This is a genomic window from Stenotrophomonas sp. INTA L402-1, from assembly GCF_059295135.1.
This window is the reverse complement of record NZ_JCAFWP010000001.1, coordinates 272,833-292,222: the sequence shown is the minus strand read 5'-3', so window position 1 is coordinate 292,222 and position 19,390 is coordinate 272,833. Positions and strand designations below refer to the sequence as shown.

The 19,390-nt window shown below is 65.4% G+C and carries 16 protein-coding genes; 11 read left to right on the top strand and 5 right to left on the bottom strand.

What is annotated here, in order from left to right; translation table 11 throughout:
- Positions 1 to 177: 177 nt before the first annotated feature.
- The 5 genes from AC5O77_RS01320 (at position 178) to AC5O77_RS01300 (ending at position 9,215) form a co-directional block, all read left to right on the top strand.
- A complete protein-coding gene (locus tag AC5O77_RS01320; RefSeq protein ID WP_494506418.1) occupies positions 178 to 897 on the top strand; it encodes an RNA polymerase sigma factor in 720 nt (239 codons plus the stop codon).
- A complete protein-coding gene (locus AC5O77_RS01315) occupies positions 894 to 1,937 on the top strand; it encodes a FecR family protein (protein WP_494506355.1) in 1,044 nt (347 codons plus the stop codon). The genes AC5O77_RS01320 and AC5O77_RS01315 overlap by 4 nt, the downstream gene beginning before the upstream one ends.
- Positions 1,938 to 2,045: 108 nt before the next feature.
- Positions 2,046 to 4,502, top strand: a complete 2,457-nt coding sequence (locus tag AC5O77_RS01310; protein WP_494506354.1) for a TonB-dependent siderophore receptor — start codon at positions 2,046 to 2,048, stop codon at positions 4,500 to 4,502.
- A 46-nt stretch (positions 4,503 to 4,548) separates the two neighbouring features.
- Positions 4,549 to 6,432, top strand: coding sequence for a PepSY-associated TM helix domain-containing protein (locus tag AC5O77_RS01305; RefSeq protein WP_494506353.1), 1,884 nt, complete (start codon positions 4,549 to 4,551; stop codon positions 6,430 to 6,432).
- Positions 6,433 to 6,566: 134 nt separating this feature from the next.
- Complete coding sequence (locus AC5O77_RS01300; RefSeq protein WP_494506352.1) at positions 6,567 to 9,215, top strand: excinuclease ABC subunit UvrA; 2,649 nt, start codon at positions 6,567 to 6,569, stop codon at positions 9,213 to 9,215.
- Positions 9,216 to 9,287: 72 nt separating this feature from the next.
- Here AC5O77_RS01300 and AC5O77_RS01295 read toward each other — a convergent pair whose 3' ends face one another.
- Positions 9,288 to 10,769 carry a S1 family peptidase gene (locus AC5O77_RS01295; RefSeq protein ID WP_494506351.1) on the bottom strand — a complete coding sequence of 494 codons (1,482 nt, stop codon included), beginning with the start codon at positions 10,767 to 10,769 and terminating at the stop codon, positions 9,288 to 9,290.
- Between the two features lie 856 nt (positions 10,770 to 11,625).
- Complete coding sequence (locus AC5O77_RS01290) at positions 11,626 to 12,579, bottom strand: alpha/beta fold hydrolase (protein WP_494506350.1); 954 nt, start codon at positions 12,577 to 12,579, stop codon at positions 11,626 to 11,628.
- Between the two features lie 169 nt (positions 12,580 to 12,748).
- Here AC5O77_RS01290 and AC5O77_RS01285 point away from each other — a divergent pair, with 169 nt between their 5' ends.
- The 3 genes from AC5O77_RS01285 (at position 12,749) to AC5O77_RS01275 (ending at position 15,050) form a co-directional block, all read left to right on the top strand.
- A complete protein-coding gene (locus tag AC5O77_RS01285) occupies positions 12,749 to 13,318 on the top strand; it encodes a TetR/AcrR family transcriptional regulator (RefSeq protein WP_494506417.1) in 570 nt (189 codons plus the stop codon).
- A 62-nt stretch (positions 13,319 to 13,380) separates the two neighbouring features.
- Positions 13,381 to 13,857: a nuclear transport factor 2 family protein gene (locus AC5O77_RS01280; protein ID WP_494506349.1), complete on the top strand. Its 477-nt coding sequence runs from the start codon at positions 13,381 to 13,383 to the stop codon at positions 13,855 to 13,857.
- A 272-nt stretch (positions 13,858 to 14,129) separates the two neighbouring features.
- Positions 14,130 to 15,050 carry an MBL fold metallo-hydrolase gene (locus AC5O77_RS01275; RefSeq protein WP_494506348.1) on the top strand — a complete coding sequence of 307 codons (921 nt, stop codon included), beginning with the start codon at positions 14,130 to 14,132 and terminating at the stop codon, positions 15,048 to 15,050.
- A gap of 114 nt (positions 15,051 to 15,164) precedes the next feature.
- On the opposite strand, the gene AC5O77_RS01270 is transcribed toward AC5O77_RS01275, so the two are convergent.
- The 3 genes from AC5O77_RS01270 to AC5O77_RS01260 form a co-directional block, all read right to left on the bottom strand.
- Entirely contained in the window at positions 15,165 to 16,046 is an 882-nt protein-coding gene (locus AC5O77_RS01270) for an RNA polymerase sigma-70 factor (protein ID WP_494506347.1), read from the bottom strand.
- A gap of 75 nt (positions 16,047 to 16,121) precedes the next feature.
- Positions 16,122 to 16,526, bottom strand: coding sequence for a cupin domain-containing protein (locus AC5O77_RS01265; protein ID WP_125893221.1), 405 nt, complete (start codon positions 16,524 to 16,526; stop codon positions 16,122 to 16,124).
- Between the two features lie 55 nt (positions 16,527 to 16,581).
- Positions 16,582 to 17,061: a carboxymuconolactone decarboxylase family protein gene (locus AC5O77_RS01260; RefSeq protein ID WP_125893223.1), complete on the bottom strand. Its 480-nt coding sequence runs from the start codon at positions 17,059 to 17,061 to the stop codon at positions 16,582 to 16,584.
- A gap of 89 nt (positions 17,062 to 17,150) precedes the next feature.
- Between AC5O77_RS01260 and AC5O77_RS01255 the strand changes: the two genes are divergently transcribed.
- The 3 genes from AC5O77_RS01255 (at position 17,151) to AC5O77_RS01245 (ending at position 19,384) form a co-directional block, all read left to right on the top strand.
- A complete protein-coding gene (locus AC5O77_RS01255; protein ID WP_071228235.1) occupies positions 17,151 to 17,459 on the top strand; it encodes a sigma factor-like helix-turn-helix DNA-binding protein in 309 nt (102 codons plus the stop codon).
- The gene (locus tag AC5O77_RS01250; RefSeq protein ID WP_125893225.1) at positions 17,456 to 18,487 is read left to right on the top strand and encodes a LysR family transcriptional regulator; all 1,032 of its coding nucleotides are present in this window, start codon (positions 17,456 to 17,458) and stop codon (positions 18,485 to 18,487) included. The genes AC5O77_RS01255 and AC5O77_RS01250 overlap by 4 nt, the downstream gene beginning before the upstream one ends.
- Positions 18,488 to 18,616: 129 nt before the next feature.
- Positions 18,617 to 19,384, top strand: coding sequence for an SDR family oxidoreductase (locus tag AC5O77_RS01245; protein WP_494506346.1), 768 nt, complete (start codon positions 18,617 to 18,619; stop codon positions 19,382 to 19,384).
- The last annotated feature ends 6 nt before the right edge of the window (positions 19,385 to 19,390 follow it).

The following is a 19,390-nucleotide window of genomic DNA, read 5'->3' as shown; positions in this document are numbered from 1 at the left end:
CTCGCTGGCGTCCAGCACCATCACTGGTGAGCTGCTGCTTGCATTTCATTACAGGGCCGGTGCGGGGCGAGCAGTTCCAATTGCAAATGACTCTCACTACACTTGCATCATCCCACCCCTTCCGTCGCCTATGGCGGCCAGAACTCCGGCTCCCAACGTGAACTCCCCGCCCCACCTGTGCAGACCGCATGCATTTGCCCTGAGGGTGATGTGTCCACGCTAGGCCGGGGCACGGGCAGCAACGCGGATCGGGCCTCATCCACGGAGGCGGGCATTCCGGAAGACGCCTCGCCAACGGGCGGGAACCTCCTTGCGAAAGCCTATGCCCGCTGGCGCGGGCCCATCCTCCGCGGCCTTGCACGCGTCAGAGGTGCGGACGGTGAGGACGCCCTGCACGACGGTGCAGTCAAATGGCTGGCGGCAAACCCTGCACTGGCGTCCTGCGACCAGCAAGGTGCCTATTTCCGGCGAACGGTAATGAACACCGTGGCCGATGAATATCGTGAGCACACCGCAGGCCGCCGTCTCCAGACCCTGCCACTGGCAGATGCCGAGGATGCTGGCCAAGCCATCGCCAGCGATGAATCACAGTGCCCGTTGCAGCTCAGTGCCCAGCGGCAGCGCCTGGAGCGCCTGCGAGAAGCGCTGGCCGAGCTGCCCGAGCGTCAACGCGAGGCATTCGTGCTCTGCCGCTTCGATGGGCTGACCCAGGAGGACGTGGCCGCTCGCATGCAGATCTCCCGCCGCATGGTGGTCAAGCACCTGTCGCGAGCGGTTGCCTACTGCGAAGTGCGGGTACGCTATGCGTCTCTGACACAGATGCAGGAACTGCATCGTCCGACCAAGGCGGGCGAGGCGTTGGCGCCTGCCATCGATGCTGATTTTCCCTGCCGATGACCGATCTCCCTTCTCCCGCAGGTTCCGACCCGTTTGCCCTGCATGAGGCGGCGGCCGCGTGGCTGGTACGGCGGCAGGATACGGCCTGGCAACCGAAGGACGAGGCAGCCCTGCAGCACTGGCTGGCCGAGAGCGAAACACATCGACAGGCGTTCGCCGATGTGACCAGAACCTGGCAGGACCTTGGCCACCTGTCACGCCCCGTACTGGCCTCGGACGCGCATGCGGTGATCACCCCAGCAGTACCTGCACCTGCCGCTCTACGGCGGGGCAGGGCGGCGCGGCGTGCACGATCGTGGCGCCTGCCACGCGTTGCGGCGGCTGCGGCCGTGGCGATGCTGGCCTTGGGGTACGTCGGCTACGGTTGGTACGCCGCGCCCAGCTACGTACAGGACGTGGCCACCGGCGCGGGCGAGATACGTGATCTGCAATTGCCGGACGGCTCACGGATTTCGCTCAATGCATGCAGCACGCTGGCCGTGCATTTCTATCGATCCCGCCGTGAAGTAGTGCTCAGCCAGGGCGAGGCGTTCTTTGAGGTCGCCCCGGCGGCCGACCGTCCCTTCACCGTCGATGCCCAGCGCAGCCGGGTGAGGGTGGTCGGCACGACCTTCAATGTGCGCAATGGGCCGGGCGAAGTCGTGGTCAAGGTGCTGCATGGGCACGTGCGGGTGCAGCCGGATCGCGCCGAAGGTGCCTCGCCGGTCAGCCTGCACGCCGAACAGGGCCTGGCCGTTACCACGCTCACAGCCGCCTACCGCTCCATTGCCGCCAGTGCAGACAGCGTTGGCGGCTGGCGCAACGGGCGCCTGGTGTTCCGGCGCACGCCGCTGGACGAAGTGGCGCAGGAGGTGGGGCAGTATCTGGGCCATCCCGTTACGCTGGGACAGCCAGGGCTGAAGTTCCTGCCGGTCTCCGGCTACGCAGCCACCGATGCCCCGGCCACCTTCCTGGAAGCGCTGCCGGATCTGTTGCCCGTGCAGGTGACCCGCACTGCCCAGGGCGGCTATCGCATCGACGAACGGCCTGTGACCCGCTGACGCCGGAGCGAATATTTCTTCCGGCGCGGGTTCCCACCCCACCGCTATTTTCCGTTTACCCCAGTGAGGCCAGTGGTGGCCAAGCATGATGGAGCGGTAATGGGGTACATGAAGATCAAGCGCGCACTTGTTGCTGGCGCGTTCTCTACGGGGGTACACGCCAAGCGGCTGCCGTTGCTGGCACTGTGCATTTCCAGCGCGCTGGCAGCGCCGGCCATTGCACAGTCGCAGCCGGCTGCACGCGTGCAGTTCAATATTCCGGCGCAACCGCTGGATGCCGCACTGCGCCGCTTTTCCGAGCAGTCCCGGCAGCAGGTGCTGTTCAGCGAATCGGCGGTGGCGGGCCGTCGCGCTCCGGCCTTGACCGGCAGTTACACGCCGCAGGAAGCACTGGCGCGCCTGCTGGAGGGCAGTGGCGTGCGTGTCAATGCCACCCGTCCGGGCGTGTTCACCCTGGCGCAGGAAGCAGCAGCGCCTGCGCGCAGCAAGGATGCCCAGACCACCCTGCAGACGGTGAACGTGACCGCCGATGCCCCAAGCGATGGCGCTTACACGGCACGTGAACTGAGCCTGGGCAAGCTGGGACAGAGCATCCGCCAGACCCCGCAATCGGTCAGCGTGATCACCCGCCAGCAGCTCGACGACCGCAACCTCACCACGCTGGACGAGGCCCTGGCGCAGACCACGGGTGTGACCAAGACCGCCCGCAACTTCGGCAACCACAAGTTCTCGATCCGCAGCTTTACCGTGGACGACAGCAACTATCTGGTCGACGGCGTGGCCGGCATCGTCTATGCCCCCGTGGGTTGGCTGCCGATCGACACCGCGGTACTGGAGCGCGTTGAAGTGCTGCGCGGTGCTGGTGGCATGATGCTGGGTGCAGCCGACCCCAGCGGAGCAATCAACATGGTGCGCAAGCGTCCGCGCGACCAGGCCCATCTGGATCTGGCCGCAACCGTGGGCTCGTGGGACAACTACCGCGTCGAGGTGGATGGCGGTGGCCCGCTCAATGCTACCGGCAGTGTGCGCGGCCGACTGGTCGCCGCATATCAGGACCGCGACTACTTCCAGCGGGGCACCTCATCGAAGACGCCGGTGGCCTATGGGGTGATCGTCGCCGATCTGGGCACGGATACCACGTTGACCTTCGGCCTGCGCCATCAGGCCAGTGACACCGACGGCTACTGGCTGTTCGGCCTGCCGCGCTACACCGATGGCGGTGCGCTGGACATCAAGCGTTCCACCTCGCTCATCCAGGACTGGAACCGGCAGGAGGGCTCCGTCGACGAAGCCTTTGCAGAGGCGGAGCACCGCTTCAACGAACGCTGGAAGGCACGCCTGTCGGTGAACCGCACCGAGTCGGACCTGGACCAGCGTGTCGCGGTTCCGCTGGGCGGGGTGGACCGCGCCACCGGCATCGGTTCGCGCTTCTATGACATCTATTTCAACCGCTCGCGCGTGCGCAGTGATGGCATCGACCTGCACACCACCGGCAGTTTCGACGCCTTCGGCCGCAGCCATCAGCTGCTGCTGGGCGCGATGTGGTCGCGCCAGCGTACCCGCCAGAGCTCGGCGGACCTGGCCATCGACGTGCCGATTGATGTCTACGCACCCGACCACAGCGCCATCGCGCAGCCGCTGCAGCCCGCGTGGGACTGGTCAGAAAACGCCCGCGCCCAGCAGAGCGGCGTGTACAGCAACCTGCGCCTGCAGCTGGCAGAACCGCTGCACCTCACGCTGGGTGGCCGGCTGAGCTGGGTGAAGTACCAGTCCAGCGATGGCTTCACCGGCGCCAGGAGCCGCGACTACGAACAGAAGCACGAATTCACCCCGTACGCCGGCCTTGTCTACGACCTGGGTCCGCAATGGTCGGTCTATGTCAGCTACGCCGATACCTTCCAGCCGCAGAGCTCGTACGTCACAGCGTCCGGCTCGGTGCTGGATCCGGCCATCGGCGCCAACTACGAGCTGGGCGTGAAGGGTGAGTTGAACGATGGCCGCCTGAATGTCTCCGCCGCGGTGTTCTCCATCCGCAAGACCGGCAACGCCGTGGTGGACGAATCCGACCCGGGCAGCTGCCGTGGCTCGCTGGCGTCGTCCGATTGCTACCGCAATGGCGGCAAGCTGCGCAGCAAGGGCTTTGAGCTGGAGGCCAGCGGCGAACTGGCGCCGGGCTGGCAGATGATGGCGGGCTATACCCACGTCACCAGCCGCGACGATGAGGGCGCGACCATCAGCGCCGAGACGCCCCGCCACCTGCTGCGCCTGTCGACGTCCTACCAGCTGCCGGGCAAGTGGAACGCGTTCTCCGTGGGCGGTGGTGTATCGGCACAGAGCAGCTACTCCTATCCGGCCTACGACGACCCGGACTGGCGCATGGGCGCAGCGGGACGTGCCGTGTGGGACCTGCGCGCCGGCTACCGGATCAATCCGCGCTGGAGCGTAGGCGTCAACGTGGCCAACCTGTTCGACACCCGCTACTACGCGATGATCAGCCAGATCCGCCGCGGCAACTTCTTTGGCGAACCCCGCAATGTGATGCTGACGCTGCGCGGCTCGCTGTGACCTTTCGCAGCCGGCGGGGCAACGGCCTGCCCGCCACGGGGCAGGCATGAAAGCGGGCTTCCGGCAGAGCATGTCGTGGCTGCACACCTGGTGCGGCCTCACCTGTGGCTGGCTGTTGTGCGCGATCTTCCTGACCGGCACGCTCAGCGTGTTCCGTGAGCCGATCACGCGATGGATGGAGGCCGGCCCCGTGCCGGTCTCCTCGCCGGCGGTGGACACGGGAATGCAGGCGGTACGTGCGCAGCACTGGCTGGCAGCAAATGCCGCCGATGCCAGGTCATGGCAGATCCGTTGGCCTGCCCAGGCGGGCTGGCCACTGGAGCTGTCGTGGGAGGATGGCGACGGCACCGCGCACGAACGCTGGGTGGATGCCGGCACCGGCATGCCACAGCCTCCACCTCGCCTTCGGGAAACCGAAGGCGGGCGCCACTTCATGTCCTTCCACTACACCCTGCACGGCGGCATGGCTGGCTACTGGCTGGTGGGCTGGATCACCGCCTGCATGCTGCTGGCACTGGTGTCCGGCGTGGTGGTGCATAAACGCATCTTCAAGGACTTCTTCACCTTTCGCCCCGGCAAGGGACAGCGCAGCTGGCTGGACGCGCACAACCTGAGTGCCGTGCTGACCCTGCCGTTCCTGTTCATGATCGGCTACACCGGGCTGACCTTCTTCTACAGCAGCTATCTGCCGTGGCCGGTGCATGCGGCCTATGGCGATGCGGATGACGCCTATGCGCGCTATGAAGCCGAGCTGGCGCCTGCACAGCCGGCTCCGCCAGGCATCCTGGTATCCACCGCGCAACTGCCGGACCTGCAGCACCTGCTGGCACGCGCGCAGGCCATCAGCGGGCAGCCGCCAGCATTGATCATGGTCCAGGCGCCCGGCACCGTGCACAGCGTGGTGGAGGTGATCGGTCGCAAGCCCGAGGGGCGCGCAGACAGGCATCTGCTGACCGAGGCCAGCCGCGCGGTGTTCGATGCTGCCAGCGGCACGCTACTGCAACAGCATGGCGCACACCCGCATGCCATTGGCGCTGTGCAGGTGCATGAGACGATTGAAGCACTGCACAAGGCCGATTTCGGCGGCTGGCCGATGAAGTGGCTGTACTTCATCAGCGGCCTGCTGGGCACGGCGATGATCGCCATCGGCACGCTGCTGTTCTCGATCAAGCGGCGCAAGCGCAGCGAGCATGAGTTCGGCTCGGCCACGGCGGGCATCTATCGCTGCGTGGAAGCATTCAACGTCGCATCGCTGGCTGGGGTGGCGCTGGCAAGCATCGTCTACCTGTACGGCAATCGCTTGCTGCCACTGGAAATGAGCGGTCGCAGTGCGTGGGAAATACGCATTTTTCTTACGGCCTGCGCTGCCTCGGTGCTGCACGCGCTTTGGCGCCCACCTCGCCTGGCCTGGATCGAGCAGTTGTGGCTGGCCGCAGCACTGTGCCTGGCGCTGCCGCTGGTGAACATGGCAACCACCGGGCAGTGGCTGCTGATGTATCTGCAGCGGGGCGCATGGCAGCAGGCCGGCGTGGAGCTGGTCGCACTGGCATTCGGGTTGATGTTGGCCAGAGTGGCCGTGGTGCTGCAGCGCCGCTGGCCACGGGCGCCGGAGGCGGCGCGCCCTGCCAAGCCTCCGGCCGGGCGGGAAGCGGCCTATCGCTGGCAGGTGGCAAGCCGCGTGCTGGCCGCCTCGGTGGGCGGCTACGTGTTCACCGCCGCTACCGCCACGGCACTGGCGTTGTTGTTGCCCGTGCTGGTCGGGGTGAGGACGTCCGTTTCGGTCCTGGCCAGTTCACTGCTGGGGTTCGTGCTGTTCATTGCCGTTGCTGTGGGCGTCTTCAGTGCCCGTAGTGTTGGGCGGGTGTGGCTGAGTCTGCTGGCGGGGAGTGCCCTGATGGGGGTGTGGGTGGTAGTGCTGCAGCGAGGGTAGGGCGGAGGGCGAGGCGCACGGGATCATGCAGGCTGTCACCGTGCCCGCCCTCGCCGAATTCACCTCTCAGCAGCGAGAATGAGCCACTGGGCGCGCCCTGGCGCGCGCCACTCACTGCCTGCAGGATCGTATCGATGTCCAACACCCCCTTTGGTGAATCGTCATGCGCTGCCGCCGCCAGCGGTTGCGTCGAGGTGCGCGGTGCGCGCGAGCACAACCTCAAGAATGTCGACGTCTCCATCCCACGCAATGCACTGGTGGTGTTCTCCGGGGTGTCGGGTTCGGGCAAGTCGTCGTTGGCCTTCGGTACTGTCTTCGCTGAGGCGCAGCGGCGCTACTTTGAGTCTGTTGCGCCGTATGCCAGGCGCCTGATCGACCAGGCGGGCGTGCCCGATGTGGATGCCATCGACGGGCTGCCGCCGGCGGTGGCCCTGCAGCAACAGCGCGGGGCCAGCAACGCACGTTCATCGGTGGGCAGCGTGACCACGCTGTCCAGCCTGGTGCGCATGATGTACTCGCGTGCGGGTGCGTACCCGGCCAACCAGCCCATGCTGTACGCCGAGGACTTCTCGCCCAACACGCCACAGGGTGCCTGCAGCACCTGCCATGGCCTGGGGCATGTCTACGAAGTGACCGAAGCGCTGATGGTTCCGGACCCCTCGCTGAGCATCCGCGAGCGCGCCATCGCCTCCTGGCCGCCGGCATGGCATGGCCAGAACCTGCGCGACATCCTGGTCACGCTGGGCTACGACATCGACGTGCCGTGGAAGAAGTTGCCGAAGAAGGACCGCGACTGGATCCTGTTCACCGAGGAAGCGCCCAGCGTGCCGGTCTATGCCGGGTTCACGCCCGCAGAGACCCGTGCCGCACTGAAGCGCAAGCAGGAGCCCAGCTACATGGGCACCTACACCGGCGCACGCCGCTACGTGCTGCACACCTTTGCCAACACCCAGAGCGCGCTGATGCGCAAGCGCGTTTCCCGCTACATGGAAGGCCGGTTGTGCCCGACCTGCCATGGAAAACGCCTGAAGCCGGAGGCGCTCTCGGTCACCTTTGCCGGCGTGGATATCGGTGAGTTCATGCGGCTGCCGCTGGACCAGCTGGCGGCGCTGCTGGAGCCCATCGCACAAGGTGATTTCGGCGCGCACAGCAAGGGCGCTCGCACCAGCAGGAGCGCGACACCCCGCGATCGCGCCCGGAGGGCCGCGAGTGGCCAGGCGACCCACGAGGGCGCTCCGGATGTGCGCCTGACCTCGGCCTTGTCCGAAGAGAAGCGCCTGGCAGCACAACGACTGGCAGGCGGAGTCATGGCGCGTGTACACCAGCTGCGTGACCTGGGCCTGGGCTATCTCTCGTTGGATCGGGCCACGCCCACACTGTCGGCCGGCGAACTGCAGCGCCTGCGGCTGGCCACCCAGCTCAGTTCCTTGCTGTTTGGTGTGCTGTACGTGCTCGATGAGCCCTCGGCCGGCCTGCACCCCGCCGACAGCCAGGCCCTGTACGACGCGCTTGAGCGCCTGCGTGACGGCGGAAACTCGGTATTCGTGGTTGAACACGATCTGGAGCTGATGCGCCGCGCGCAGTGGCTGGTGGATGTGGGGCCGCAGGCAGGGGAACACGGCGGGCGCGTGCTCTACAGTGGCGAGCCCGATGGCCTGCGCCACATCCAGGAGTCGCGCACGGCCCTGTATCTGTTCGATCAGGTGCCCGCACCTGCCAGCCGGCAGCGCAACGCCAGCAGCTGGCTGGAATTGAAGGGCATCCACCGCCACAACCTGCAGGGCGTGGACGCACAGGTGCCGCTGGGGCTGCTGACGGCCGTGACCGGCATTTCCGGCTCTGGCAAGTCCAGCCTGATGGCGCAGGCGCTGCCCGAGCTGTTGCTGCTGCACCTCGGGCATGAGCCTTCGGACGACAACGCCGATAGCGCGCCCACCGACGGGCCAACCGTGATCGAAACGACCCGGGGCACATTGGCGGGCGATGTAGACGCCATCCAGCGGGTGGTGCAGGTCGACCAGAAGCCCATCGGCCGCACGCCACGCTCCAACCTGGCCACCTATACCGGGCTGTTCGATCACGTGCGCAAGCTGTTCGCCGCCACACCGGCCGCGCGCCGCCGCCGTTTCGATGCGGGCCGCTTCTCGTTCAACGTGGCCAAGGGCCGGTGCGAGACCTGCGAGGGCGAAGGTTTCGTCAGCGTCGAACTGCTGTTCATGCCCAGCGTCTATGCGCCGTGCCCCACCTGTCATGGCGCCCGCTACAACGAAGCCACGCTGAAGGTGCAGTGGAATGACCGCAACATCGCCGAGGTCCTGCAGATGACGGTCGACCAGGCGCATGCGTTCTTCAGCGAGGAAGAGGCCATTGCCCGGCCGCTGCAGTTGCTGCAGGAAATCGGCCTGGGCTACCTGCGGTTGGGCCAGCCGGCCACCGAACTTTCCGGTGGCGAAGCCCAGCGCATCAAGCTGGCCACCGAGCTGCAGCGCAGCCAGCGCGGGCGCACGCTGTACGTGCTGGACGAACCCACTACCGGCCTGCATGCCTCGGATGCGGACCGGCTGCTGGTGCAGCTGCAGCGGCTGGTGGACGCGGGCAATACGGTGGTGATGATCGAGCACGACATGCGCGCGGTTGCACAGGCGGACTGGGTGATTGACGTAGGCCCCGGAGCTGGCGGGGCAGGGGGCACCATCGTGGCGAAAGGGACGCCACAACAGGTGGCGCGCGCCAAAGGCAGCAGGACGGCACCGTTCCTTGCCAGGGAGCTGGCGCTTATGTAGAGCCGAGCCATGCTCGGCTGACGAAGAATCCACGCACGTGGTTCCAGCACTGCACTCATCAACAGATGCGGGCTATGGACAATCAGGGCATCCACTGCAGTGCAGGTTGTACTCAACGGGCTCGGCGGTGATTCCAGACGCATCCTTCAAGGTAATCCGCTCCCTCCAGGTCAACGGGGGAGGGGGAATGACGGGAGGCGGGTAGAGCACGATGGGGTAGAAGCAGGCCCATGTGTAGTTGAGCGGGGAGGGCATCTTGTCCGGCAACGTTTCCGTGGCGGGTTCGCAGGGCCCGCTCGGGCACACCGGGCGCTCAAGCGTCAACTCTATCGGAAACTTCGGAACTCCCTTGTACGCAACCGGAACGGAAAATGGCCTGAAATAATTTTCTGTGCGATCTGCGATGCCGGTAACTTCAAAGGCCTCCGTCAATACGGTAACGCCAAGTGCTGAAACCCGCTCGATGGGCATGTAGAACAGGTCGTTCTCAAATCCCGTGTCTTCACCGCCCCGGCCGTGAATGACGCCGACGGCCGCATTGTTGGAAAAGACCGGCCCACCGCTGTCACCTTCGACGCTGAGAGGGCCTGGAGAAAGGTTGCGTGCACGAATGTACCTGCCTATGGTCCCATTATGATTGGACCTTGAATTCATATCCTCAATGGTCCCGCATGCGTAGTGGCCATGAATTCCACTCTTGCAGATCACATCCCCCACATGCGTCGAACTGGAGGGGAGCGTGCCGGTTATTTCGAGCGTCTGCGACGGACCATTGATCAGGGAGATTTCATTTGTCTGCGCGTGGCGTGGCCCCCTGGGCGGCCCTTTATGCCACTGGACATCGTAGTCGCCTACGTTCTGCTCGCTCTGGAAAACGAGAGGCGCGGCAATGCCCTGATAGGTCAGCGTATTGTCACAGTGACCGGCCGTGAGGACGCCAAGCTCACGATCTGCGTCGAAGACGTTGAAGCCAGTAGTGCAACTGAAGGCAGTACCGGTCAACTTATGGCCGCCGGAGATTGCGGTAGTGACAGTAAAGCCTTTCACTTGCTTGATCGCCATGAAATCGACAGCGCCCAGCAATGGCCGGAGTGCGCGTCTAGCGGCCGCTTCGTCCTTCACGTAAAAGGTCACAATGGACCGCTTGATATCAACGCCCGACTCGAAACCAACCTTCTTTGCGAGAAGCTGGGCCTCCGCCTCGGCCTGGGTCGCCAGGAGCATCTCGAGCGATTGAGCGGAAGTGCGGCCGGTAAATACAGGATCCTGCGTGTACTTTGCCAAGGTCTCTTTCGGCCTCTTCGTGAACAGCACTACGATCTTGAATTCTGGCTCATGCTCAACGTACAAGCCACCAAACGTATCCGGCTCAGATGCCTGAATCCTGGCTTCCAGGCCTGCCGCAGAGATCGATTTCATCGACCTGTATTTTGCTTCGGCCTCAGATACATTGAACGTTCGCGAGTAGGTGTGTGCCGTGGGGTTGCCAGTTATCGGCTGGCCGTACAGGGAGAATGCGAACGCACCGAGTGCGGACAATGCCAGGGCGCGCATGGATAGCTACGTGCGCAGATTGATCATGGCTGCTCCTTTGCCTGACCCATCAAGTGAATCGTCATGAGTGGGCCAGTACAGGCATCCGGAATGGACGCAGCAAGACTCGAACGGAGCGATTCACCTCCATGCCCCCCTCCGAATGATGCGGCGATTCCGAATTCCATCATTTCCCCCGATCGTTCATCCTGCACGCCTACGGGAACGCCTCCCTTCATGGCCAGCGAGTAATCGTGAGGCCATGCTGCAAGATATGCCGTGCCACCTGGATCCACGAAGTAGACACAGCCGTTGATTGGCCTCAACACCCCCCTGAGTAGCCCGGTTGCCAAGACCGCCCCCTGCTCAGGTGAGAGTCTGACAAGCACAAGTGATCGGCCCTCTTTGGCGCCAACCGGCATGATCGCGGCGATGCAGGAGGCAATCATCAAATAAAGGAGAGCCGCAAGCTTTGCTGAAGACCTGCAAGATACCGTGCACATCCCCACCTCCATGTCACAGCTGATTGTTGGCCCGCCCGGAATCCACTCGCATCTTCAACAATTACGTTACAGCGAGATTGAAGGTATGGACTTTCCCTGGACTTAACCGTGACCACCTTCACGAACGCGTGTTTTCAGATTACCCGCTCGCTCCCTGTAAAGCCGAGCTATTTTTGCGAACGAGGGGCAGAGGATTACTGCCAGGTACCGAGGTTCTGGCATGGCCATTTCCACGCCCTTGCAGCCGGGCCCGGATGAAATTCTGCACCGCCCGAATCCACGCATGGACGGCTCTGACCGGGATCGGACACGCGGCGGGGCAGAAACACTCTGATGTGAGACGGGCTCCGGCGCGATGCCGGAGCCCCGGTCACTCACTTTTCCTGCAGGAAGCTCAGCAGGTCCTGGTTGACCTTGTCCTTGTGGGTGTCGGTCAGGCCGTGCGGCGCGCCCGGGTAAACAATCAGCCTGGCGCCCTTGATCAGCTTCGCCGACTGGCGGCCGGAGATGTCGATCGGCACGATCTGGTCGTCGTCGCCATGGATGACCAGGGTGGGCACATCGAACTTCTTCAGGTCGGCGCGGAAGTCGGTGGCCGAGAACGCGGTGATCGAATCGTAGGTGTTCTTGTGGCCACCCTGCATGCCCTGCGCCCACCAGGCATCGATCAGGCCCTGCGATACCTTCGCGCCCGGGCGGTTGAAGCCGTAGAACGGGCCGGACGGGATGTCCTTGTACAGCTGTGCGCGGTTGTCCATCTGCGCCTTGCGGATGCCATCGAACACTTCCATCGGCAGGCCATTGGGGTTGTCAGCGGTCTTCAGCATGAGCGGCGGCACCGAGCTGATCAGCACCGCCTTCTTCACCCGGCCGGTGCCATGGCGGCCGATGTAGCGCGCCACTTCGCCGCCGCCCGTGGAGAAGCCCACCAGAGTGACATCATGCAGGTCGAGCGTGTTGATCACCGTGGCCAGGTCATCGGCATAGTGATCCATGTCGTTGCCGTCCCACGGCTGGCTGGAACGGCCGTGGCCACGACGGTCATGGGCAATGACGCGGTAGCCGTGGTTGGCCAGGAAGATCATCTGCGATTCCCAGCTGTCCGAGTTCAGCGGCCAGCCGTGGCTGAAGGTAACGACCGGGCCGTCCTTCGGGCCCCAGTCCTTGTAGTAGAGCTGCACGCCATCGGCGGTGGTGAGATAGCTGGCGGTGCGCGCGATGCTGGTGACTGCCGCCGGCTTGGCCGGTTCGGCGGCCTGCGCGGACAAGCCGGCCTGAACCGAGAGGGCGAGGGCGGCAACGGCCAGGGTACGGGCAAAGGTGTTCATGCGAGGCGTCTCATGGGTGTGTGGTGAGACGTACTTTGCGACCGAAATCAGGCGCCTGGATGATGACATGTACGAATTTCTTGATAGATCGTCCTGCGCGAGCTTGCCCGCGCGAGAGGTCGCCGCGCCACCCGTTGACAGGGTAGAACGATCGTTCTACCTTGGCGTCGTGAACACAACCACCACCGAAACCCAGCAGAAGATCCTGGCCACGGCCGAGGCGCTGATCTACCAGAACGGGATCCACGCCACCGGCATGGACCTGCTGGTGAAGACCTCCGGCGTTGCCCGGAAGAGCATCTACCGGCACTTTGAAAACAAGGACCAGGTGGCCGCTGCGGCATTGAACGCGCGCGACGTGCGCTGGCTCACCTGGTTCCAGCAGGAGTGCAACAAGGCCGACACCCCGGAAGCGTGCATCCTCGGCATGTTCACCGTGCTCAAGGGCTGGTTCCAGTCCGAGGGCTATCGCGGCTGCGCCTTCATCAACACCGCAGGCGAGGTCGGCGACCCCGATGATCCGATTCGCCACATCGCCAAACATCACAAGCAGAAGCTGCTGGATTACACGCTGGAACTCACCACGCAACTGGATATCCAGCAGCCGGACGCACTGGCGCGGCAGCTGCTGGTTCTCATGGAAGGCGCCATCACCGTCTCGCGCGTGATGGGCGACTACGACGCCGCAGACACTGCAAGGGATGTTGCAGCGGTGTTGTTGGAGCAGGCCAGGCGCTGACGCCTGAGTCATCAAAAAATCCGTCGAAGCACCCGTTTATCCACTTGATTGGAGGCCCCACCGTGTCCACTGAAGCACCCCGTCCGCCACTTCCCCCGTTCACCCGTGAATCGGCCATCGAGAAAGTGCGCCTTGCCGAAGATGGTTGGAACTCCCGCGATGCGGACAAGGTTTCGCTGGCCTATTCGCTGGACACCCAGTGGCGCAACCGTGCCGAGTTCACCCATGGCCGCGAGGAAGCCCGGCAGTTCCTGGCCCGGAAGTGGAACAAAGAACTTGAGTACCGGCTGATCAAGGAGCTATGGGCCTTCACCGACAATCGTATTGCCGTGCGCTACGCCTATGAGTGGCATGACGACTCCGGCAACTGGTTCCGCTCCTATGGAAACGAGAACTGGGAATTCGGTGCGGATGGCCTGATGCAGCGCCGCTTTTCGTGCATCAACGACATGCCAATCAAGGAAAGCGATCGGAAGTTCCACTGGCCACTGGGGCGTCGCCCGGATGATCACCCGGGGCTGTCTGATCTGGGTATGTGATTCGCATTGCTTCCCGGAATGCAACATTACGTCCCCCTCCACGGGCCTACCGCGGCAACGGTGTGCTGCCTAGGCTGATCGCACACGGCACAAGCCGTGTTCCGGGCCCACCGCTTGCGCAGTGGCCCGTCTTCCCATGAACCCTGCAGTGCTGGCCTGCCAGGCATCCGTGCCTTGGCAACGCCACGCCCTGCGCCGTGGGAAAGCGCCCGGAATCGTTCGCGCCAGCCTTGCATCGCTGCCCGCCCAATGCCCCTTCGTGGAGATCCCTCATGTTCAGTCTGGAAAACACCGCCGCGCCCATTGCCCCCGCCCTCGATGAACTGGTGCCCTCGCGCTACGCCCTGAAGGTAGGCGACGTCGAAGTGCTGGTGATCAGCGATGGCGTCCTGCCGTTGCCCACCCAGATGCTCGGCCACAACGTTCCGGCCGCCGACCGTGCCGAATGGTTCGAAGAGATGTACCTGCCGCAGGATGCCTTCGACTGGGCATTGAACGTGATGGTGGTGCACAGCGGTGATCGCACCATCCTCATCGATGCCGGCCTGGGCATGGACCCGGACCTGCAGCTGCCGCGCGCCGGCCAGTTGATCCGCCGCCTCGGTGCCGCCGGTATCAACCTGGGCGAAATCACCGATGTGGTGATCACCCACATGCACATGGACCACGTCGGCGGGCTGCTGGTTGAAGGCGTGAAGAAACAGCTGCGCCCGGACCTGAAGATCCACGTGGCCGCGGCGGAGGTGGAGTTCTGGAAGTCGCCGGACTTCAGCCGCACCAACATGCCGCAGGGGTTCCCCGATGCGCTGCGCGCCACGGCCAAGCACTTCTGGGCCGAGTACAGCGGCTACGTGCACACCTTCCAGGACGAACAGCAGATCGCGCCGGGCGTGACGGCCCGCCGCACCGGTGGGCATACCCCGGGCCACTGCGTGGTGCGCGTGGCGTCTGCCGGGCAGGCCCTGACCTTCGCCGGTGACGCGGTGTTCGCGGTCGGCTTCGACCAGCCGAACTGGCACAACGGCTTCGAGCATGACCCGGAGGAATCCGCGCGCGTCCGCATCGCCCTGCTGAAGGAACTGGCAGGCACCGGCGAAATGCTGGTGGCCACGCATCTTCCGTTCCCGTCAGTGGGCCGGGTGTCGCTGGAGGGCGAGACCTTCCGCTGGGTGCCGGTGTTCTGGGACTTCTGATCGGATCCTGCGGCCATTGCGCAGGCAGACGTTCACGACCGGGGCGCATCGGCGCCCCGGTCGGATCCCGCAAGAACGAGGTCGCAATGGATGCCATCCACGCGCGGCGCGGATCTACTGGATGGAGGTGGGTAGTGCCAGCCGCTGCAGCTTGTGCGGGTTGCGCTGCACCAGGATCTGCGTGATCCGTTCGCCATCGGTCTCGAAGGCCATCGCCGCTTCCAGCTCACCATCGAAATAGCGCAGCAGTCCCAGCCGTCCGTTGAGCATGGCCGGCACCATCCGCAATTGCGCGCTGCGCCGCAGGTGCGGGGCATACAGCAGCTGGGCAATGCGTGCGCCCCCGACCATCGGTTTGGGGAAGCTGGTGACGATGCCACCGCCGTCACCCACCAGCTGGGCCGACTCGGCCATCAGTGCCTTCATCGCGCGGAAATCGCCACTGGATGCGGCCTCGGCGAAACGGCGCAGCAGTTTCTGGTGAACGTCCTGCGGGACGTTGTAGCGCGGGCGCTCCTGCCTGAGCTGCTGGCGCGCACGATGCACGATCTGCCGGCAGGCGGCTTCTGTCTTGTCCAGGGTGCGCGCGACCACCGCGTAGTCCTGATCGAACACGTCGTGCAGCAGGAAGGCCGCACGCGCATCCGGTGCCAACCGCTCCAGCACGCTGAGGAAGGCGACCGACAGATCACTGGCGGTTTCCAGCACATATTCAGGGGTGCTGGTGTCATCGGTCAGCAGCGGCTCGGGCAACCACATGCCGACATAGTGTTCGCGCGTATGCCGTGCCAGGCGCAGGCCATCAATGGCGCGACGGGTGGTGGTGGCGACCAGCCAGGCTTCGGGATTCTCGATCCGTGACTGGTCGGCGCCATGCCAGCGCAGCCAGACGTCCTGCACCACGTCCTCGGCTTCGTGCGAAGACCCGAGCATGCGGTAGGCCACGCCGAACAGGCGCGGGCGGAGGCGGGAAAACAGCGCAGTGGAATCGTCCATGCCAGCGTAGACGGGACAGGTCCCCGGATTGTGACACCCGGGGACCTGTCGTTGGTGCCAGCGCCGGACGTGCGATCAGTGCGGCGGCAGAACCGCCGGCTTGCCGATGTCCTTGATCAGGAACACCACGAACTTCGCCGGCTCGGTAGCGCTGGCGTTGCGACCTACGGTGTGCAGATCGGCCGGGCCTTCATGGAAGGCCTCGCCCGGGCCGAGGGTGACTTCCTTGCCGCCGGCCACGCCCATCACGATCCGTCCTTCCAGGACGTAGACGAAGCCATGGGCATCGTGGCGGTGCACCGGATCGGCGCCACCCGGCGGGTATTCCACGGTAAGGATCAGCGCTTCCTTGCCGGGCTGCTCCGGCAGGGCCCGGGTCATCACCTCGTGCACCAGGGGCTCGGGCGCAGCAGGGGGCGGGGTGGCGGCAGCGCTGCACAGTGGCAGCAGCGCAAGCAGGGCCAGAACAGAACGACGCATGGCAGGTCTCCAGTGCGGTAGGGGAGGGCCGCTGCATGGGGCAGCGGCGGAACGATCAGGCCAGGTCGGCCTTGTCCAGGCCAAAGGCCGCGTCCAGGGTGCCGGGCGTAGTACGGAAGGCGACGTTGGCGCGGTTCCAGGCGTTGATCGCCATCACCGCATGGGTCAGGTCGACGATCTCCTGCTCGGACAGCTGGCCGCGCACGCGCGTGTACAGTTCGTCGGGCACACCCTGCGCCGGCAGCTGGGTCAGCACCTCGGTCCAGGCCAGGCAGGCGCGCTCGCGCGGGCTGAACAGCGTCGATTCACGCCATGCCGCCAGGTGATGCAGGCGCAGTGGGCGCTCGCCGCGCAGGGTGGCCTCCTTCACGTGCATGTCCAGGCAGAAGCCGCAGCCGTTGAGCTGCGATGCACGGATGTTGACCAGATCGATGATGGCCGCTTCGATCGAGGCGGTATGGGCGGCATGCGAGTACAGGCCGAGCTTCTTGAACAGTTCGGGGGATTGCGCGGCGTAATCCAGACGTGCGGTCATGGCGTGTTCCTGTAGCGAGTGAAGGACACAGCGAGGCTAGGCCTGCGCCCGCACTACCGGTAGGCCGGGGCCGGGCCGCATGCTGTTGCATGAAAAACACCAATGGCCTGTCACAGCGGCCGATGCTCGGCCGTCTGCCGGGCATGGACACCGCATCGCACCTGCGCACCGCATTCCGCCCTGCCAGCGAACAGGTCTGGCAGACCTTCCTGGCCGCACTGCGCGAATTGCCGCCCGATGCACGTGCGGTGCTGTTGCTGCACGACGTACTGGGCGCCGGGTTCGAGGACATCGTGCCCCTGCTGGGGCTCGACCTTTCCGCGTGCAGGCAACGCCTCGCGCTGGCGCGGAACCACCTGCACGCGCACCGTGCCCGCCTGGAGCCAGGCCGCCCATGAACACCGCACAGCCCAGCCCGGCCAGCGACGGCCACGATGCGCTCAATGCATCCTTCTCCACCAGCTACGCCGGCGTGCTGGCCTTCATCGCAGTGGCGGCCGAGGGCAGTTTCGCGCGCGCGGCCGACCGCCTTGGCATCGGCCGTTCGGCCGTCAGCCGCAGCGTGCAGAAGCTGGAAAGCCAGCTGGGCGTGCGGTTGTTCCTGCGCACCACGCGCTCGACCACGCTGACCCGTGAAGGCGAGCTGTTCCTGGAGGGCTGCAACCCGGGCGTGAACTGCATCCTGCAGGCGCTGGAGGAAATGCGCGACCTGCGCGAGGGCCCGCCGCGCGGGCACCTGCGCATCAGTGCCAGCCACGGCTTCGGCCGGCGGGTGATCGCCCCCTTGCTGGCCGCCTTCCGCGCCGAGTACCCGCAGGTCTCGGTAGAACTGCTGCTGGACGAGCAGGCCCCCGACCTGGCTGGTGACCGCATCGATGTGGCGTTCCGCGACGGCCTGCTAGAAGACAGCCAGGTGATCGCCAAGCAGCTGGTGCCGATGCAGCTGGTGGTGTGCGCGTCACCGGCGTACGTGCGGGCGCATGGTCTACCGTCGTCGGTGGATGCGCTGTCCACGCATGCCTGCATCGGGCGGCGCCTGCCGGGTGGGCGCATGCAGCCCTGGGAATTCCGGGTCGACGGCACCGATGTGCACCTGCAGCCGCCGGCCGCACTGGTGTTCAACGATGCCGACCTGGCCCTGCAGGCCGTCATCGACGGGCTGGGCATCGCCCAGCTGCCCAGCTATCAGATACGTGAAGCGCTGTGGGCGGGCAGGGTGGTGACCTGCCTGGATCGGCATGCGCCGCTCGATCGCGGCCACTACCTGTGCTACCTCAGCCGCCGCCAGCTTCCCAAGCGCGTGCGGGCCTTCATCGACTTCAGCACGCAGCGGGTGCGCGCGCTCGAACTGGATGTGATCTCGCACTGGGAGGCGCGCCAACAGGCCACGCCCATGAAACCAGGCGCACAGCCCGCCTGGGCCTGAGCGTATTGGTGCGTAATGGGCAACAGTCCGCGCCCCAGCGCGGACCTACTGCCTCGCGCCCACGCTGCCTACGCTTCCTGCATGCCCGGCCACAGCCGGTCGCCCCTTCTACATTCCAGGAGACACGTCATGAAATTCCTCGTCATCGGTGGTACCGGCCGCATCGGCAGCAAGGTGGTGGAGCGCCTGCGCACCGCCGGGCATGACATCGTGGTGGCCGCGCCCTCCACCGGCGTGGATGTGCTGACCGGTGAAGGCCTGGACGCCGCCATGGACGGCGTCGACGTGGTGGTGGACCTGGCCAACTCGCCCTCGTTCGAAGATGCGGCAGTGCTTTCGTTCTTCGTGACCGCTGGCCACAACATCCTTGCCGCCGCCGCCCGTGCCGGCGTACGCCACCATGTTGCGCTTTCCGTCGTAGGCACCGACAAGCTTGCGGCCAGCGGCTACTTCCGCGGAAAGATCTCCCAGGAGCGCCTGATCCGCGATTCTGGCCTGCCGTACACCATCATCCATTCCACGCAGTTCTTCGAGTTCCTGCCTGGCATCATCCAGTCCGCCGGCAATGGGGCGACCCTGCGCTTGCCGGCCGCCGACGTACAGCCGATTGCCGCCGAGGATGTTGCCGAAGCGGTGGCACGCATCGCGCAGCAGCCGCCCCGCAACGGCGTCGTGGAAATTGCAGGTCCCCAGCGCGCCGCGATGGCGGATCTGGCCAGGCAGTATCTGCAGCGGACTGGCGACCCGCGACAGGTCGTGGCAGACGCCGAGGCCCTTTACTTCGGCGCGCCGCTGCAGATCGATACGCTGGTGCCGGTGGGGCAGGCGTGGCTGGGGCCGATCGGCTTCGAAACCTGGCTGCAGCAGTCTGGCCTGTTGCAGCGGCAGCCCGCCTGAGCGGCC